This is a genomic window from Pseudorhizobium xiangyangii, from assembly GCF_020531965.1.
Taxonomy (GTDB): domain Bacteria; phylum Pseudomonadota; class Alphaproteobacteria; order Rhizobiales; family Rhizobiaceae; genus Neorhizobium; species Neorhizobium xiangyangii.
Genome location: NZ_JAJAWH010000066.1, coordinates 1 through 3,894, shown reverse-complemented (window position 1 = coordinate 3,894; position 3,894 = coordinate 1). Strand labels below are relative to the sequence as shown.

Here is a 3,894-nt window from a genome sequence, read left to right as displayed (position 1 = left end):
CGAGTTCGGCGGCCATACCGACGTTGCCGGCAAGGTCATGGCCTCAAAATCACTTGGTAGCATCACAAGGGTCAGGAGGCGGCTACTCCTGACCCTCCCCTGAATGGTTCAGACCCCAAATGCTGGCGCTTGTGAGCCGGTATGTACGTAACACGCGACGTACGGCTTCGAGCGGAGTTTTCGCTTCCAAACGCGGCTTCACCAGACACTCATGGCGGGTCATATCTAGATCAATTCGCTAGCACGCTCACGCTCGCGGCTACTTCGCCTGGCCCTCAAGTCGTTTCCGCGTTCAACGGATACGCTCTAGATGTGGGCTGCGGCATACTCCACCATCCGTCTCGTTGTCGCAGATAATCATGCAAGGTGCTGACCTGTGGGCTCGGTTGGAAGCTTAAACGAGGTCGAACGCCTCCAATAAGCAGACGGCAATTCCCTCCGACCGCCCGCTTCGCGCGGCCTGTTTCTACCGCGCACAGGCCGACCAAAACCTAATCGCTTTCTGGGATGTCTCGCTCGTCCGTAACGCGAGCCAATTCCTTCATCAGTCAGGGGATCTCCTTTGCCTCCTCGTTGCCCTTGGCGTTCGAACCCGCAAACTTCTTTTTCCCTTGGTAGAGAGAGTGCTGGCTGGCACCGAATCGCCGCGAAACTTCCGCAACCGGATCAGCCCCCGAGGGTCATCTGACGCACGACGTCGTGTTTACAGCCATCACTGAATTGCATTGACATGGCCATGGCATGTGATTGAGAACTGCGTATGATTGTAAACGACCCTTCAAAAAGGAATCAGATGATGAGAAAACTATGCGCCGAAGCATTTGGCACGTTCTGGCTAGTATTTGGCGGATGCGGCAGTGCCGTTCTCGCTGCGGGATATCCAGAACTGGGAATCGGGTTCGTCGGCGTAGCGCTGGCATTTGGGCTGACCGTGCTTACCATGGCATACGCCGTGGGCAGCATATCCGGCGGTCATTTCAATCCGGCTGTCTCGCTTGGATTGGCGGTTGCAAATCGGTTCAATTGGAAAGAGGTCGGGCCGTATTGGGTGGCGCAGGTGATCGGCGGCGGGCTAGGTGCAGCCGTGCTCTATGCCATTGCCTCGGGAGCTGCTGACTTTACCGTAGATGGCTTTGGTTCGAATGGATATGGTGTCAATTCCCCGGGCGGTTATGATTTAATCTCAGCCTTCATTGCGGAGGTTGTCCTAACTGCAGCTTTCTTGGTCATAATCCTCGGGGCTACGGCTAAGGCGGCCCCTACAGGCTTTGCCCCGATTTCGATTGGAATGGGTTTAACTCTCATCCACCTGATCTCAATCCCGGTCACGAATACGTCCGTAAATCCGGCGCGGTCTACCGCTGTCGCATTTTTCGCGGAGAACGGAGCATTTGGGCAGCTGTGGTTGTTTTGGGTCGCCCCGTTGATTGGAGCCATAATCGGTGCCCTGATCTGGACCTTGCTTCTTTTACCAGATGAACCAGCGCGCGACGTTGACTGCCCACCGACCATTTAAATTGACAGATTTTACGCCCACGAACTGCGCACACCTAAAGGCTCCTCACTATCTTCACCGTGCCTAGCGATCACGGATTTGGTGTTAGCTATTGGCGATCGATGTCTCGCCATAAGGCACAACGAAGCGTAGTTGTTGGACAGCCGTCGCGCGCGCTTGTGGGACAGACAAGCGGAGACGATCGCGCAGCGAGGATTACTGGCACAGTCGCACAAAGTATCTCTGCACAGATCGGAAGCATGCACACCGAGGTCTCGCGGGCAAGAGACGGTAACTAATCAAATCGCTCCGTGCCCCGAGAGACCGGAGGCGGATTACGATCCTATAATTCACCCAATCGAGCGGTATCTTAAGACAGACAAGTTTGGTCGAAGACGCCCTCCCTTCTGCAAGGATTCAGAATGCGTTTATTCATTAGTTTGCTTTTCCCATGGCTAACTTTTTTTACGATCGGGCGCCCAATCGCTGGGATCGCTTGCTTCATTCTCCAAATTACGCTGATCGGTTGGATCCCAGCAGTGATCTGGGCCGTGTACGCCTTGGGTCAGTTCAAGACAGATAGAAAAATCGCGAAGGCGGTGGCTGAAAGGGCTTAAGCCTTACGTCAATTGCTGTGAGCTTCTATGTCTTGGGCCTAGTTCTGGAACTAGAGCCTTCCATATGATCGAGCTGTTGCCGACCGCTTTGAGGGTGCCCTCGGTCGCTTCGCCACGGGCAGTAGCATTGGCACTGGCGCCGCCGCGCCGGGTGCGAGCGTCTCAGCAAACGCGCCGATATTCATCCGTCGCAACAGTTTCGCTGTCGTCGCTCAACCTTGGGCCTCGGAAGAGTAGCACGGAGTAGAGACGTCGCGAAGCAGGCACTGCATCTGCGGGCGACGCCGTGATGTAAGCATCCGGCGAAGGCCGCAGGTCAGGCAGCCTGAGCACTCGGCGTCTTGGGTGTCCAGTTCCACGGCAGCAATTGCTCCAGCCTGCTGATCGGCATGTCCGCAATGTTGGCGAGGACGTCGGTAAGCCAGGCCTGCGGGTCAGTGTCTCTTGCACCATCAGCGACAAGCCGGGAAAGCCTTGGCGCATATCCGTATGGCCGGTCGCCAACCAGACCTTCACACCAGCAGGAACCGAGATCATCGCCGACCTAGCACACAATCGAGAATGCGGCCGAGCGCGTCCGTGTCGATATCGCTGTCCACCCGCACACGCCGGCCTCGGCCCAGCTCTATGGTGACATCGCTGCGCTTTCGCCGGGGATGGGATATGGTGGGCGGATCAGATGGAACGGGCAAGGCTGCCGGGGCGGCCTCAGATACGATCACCGGCACCAAAGTGGTTGCCGCCTCGGTCATCGGCTCCACGATCTGGCACAACTCTTTGCGCCAACGGAAGAGCTGACTGACATGAATACCGGCTGCGCGGGCTACCTCCGAAATGACAGCGTCAGGTTCAAAGCAGGCAGCAACGAGCCGCTCCTTCTCCTCCCGAGACAGCGCCGACGCCGCTCCACAGACGTGATGACTTCAATCGGATGCTTCGTCATATGGCTACTCCTAGTGCTAGCACTAGGACTGGCAGCCAGCAGCCCATCATCGCAAGACGGCCTTCACAGTGGGCTTACGCCGTGATCGAGGTTCTGATTTGTGATGTCATCGCGCGCGCAGATGCTGAAGAGGCGAATATGCAGCGCGTGATCCGGCCGGCGCGTTCGGCATGATCCCCGCGGGGGTAGAGGTCTTCCTATCTTGTCTGCTACCCATACCTGACCGCTAAGCCGCTTCGCCAAATGGCGTCTGCTTGTCTCTTACAGAAAAACGATACCGCCGATGCCGAGGCTATCGCAGAGGCGGTATCGAGGACGACGTTTACCGGGCCTAACGCCGGTTTGTGGAAGACCTTTTGGAAGGCGCGCTCAGTGAAGAAGCGCGCCGGGTGTTGGGCGCAAGCTATCACCCAAGGAGGAGGGGCTGTTGGTAAACGGTACGAATGTGAATTATCGCCGACACAGAATGTGTCAATCTGTTTGTCTTCATGGACGTCCACCGCCGGCTGGCGCAGGGTGAAGGCACGAATCCATCTAAGACTTTGCCGACTACATGCGTGAACTGGTCGGCGTCGATTATCCCCGCCCCAATCGTCCGCGTGGTGATGGACAACCTCCCACCCACGCCCCCAAGCGTGCCAGTTGGCTTAACATGGTCGAGATCAGTATCCTGAGAAGCCAAGGCTCGATCCTGAACTGCCCCCATTTTCGACCGGACACTCAGCATAAGCAGGAAGGCTCAAGCACAGGCTTGAGGATAGGCTTATGTCTAACGAGTTTCGACAGGTCGACCTGATGATCGGTGACGTCCGGCGGCGACGCTGGACAACGGAACGCAA

3 protein-coding genes and 1 pseudogene are annotated in these 3,894 nt (G+C 57.0%); 2 read left to right on the top strand and 2 right to left on the bottom strand.

Features of this window, described 5'->3' with window-relative positions; all coding sequences use genetic code 11:
- The first annotated feature begins 793 nt into the window (after positions 1-793).
- Positions 794-1,516, top strand: a complete 723-nt coding sequence (gene aqpZ / locus LH464_RS23995) for an aquaporin Z (RefSeq protein ID WP_226788919.1) — start codon at positions 794-796, stop codon at positions 1,514-1,516.
- Between the two features lie 401 nt (positions 1,517-1,917).
- Positions 1,918-2,112, top strand: coding sequence for a YqaE/Pmp3 family membrane protein (locus tag LH464_RS24970; protein ID WP_390625050.1), 195 nt, complete (start codon positions 1,918-1,920; stop codon positions 2,110-2,112).
- Positions 2,113-2,428: 316 nt separating this feature from the next.
- On the opposite strand, the pseudogene LH464_RS23990 reads toward LH464_RS24970, so the two are convergent.
- Together LH464_RS23990 and LH464_RS24965 are read right to left on the bottom strand one after the other, a co-directional pair.
- Positions 2,429-2,551, bottom strand: a pseudogene (locus LH464_RS23990) (transposase domain-containing protein); the annotation flags it as partial.
- Positions 2,552-2,645: 94 nt separating this feature from the next.
- On the bottom strand, positions 2,646-2,948 hold the full coding sequence (locus LH464_RS24965; protein WP_390625051.1) for a hypothetical protein: 303 nt from the start codon (positions 2,946-2,948) through the stop codon (positions 2,646-2,648).
- Positions 2,949-3,894: the final 946 nt, after the last annotated feature.

Coding starts and splice junctions, on each gene's coding strand:
- aqpZ (WP_226788919.1), top strand. CDS start 794: ATGATGAGAAAACTATGCGCCGAAGCATTTGGCACGTTCTGGCTAGTA.
- LH464_RS24970 (WP_390625050.1), top strand. CDS start 1,918: ATGCGTTTATTCATTAGTTTGCTTTTCCCATGGCTAACTTTTTTTACG.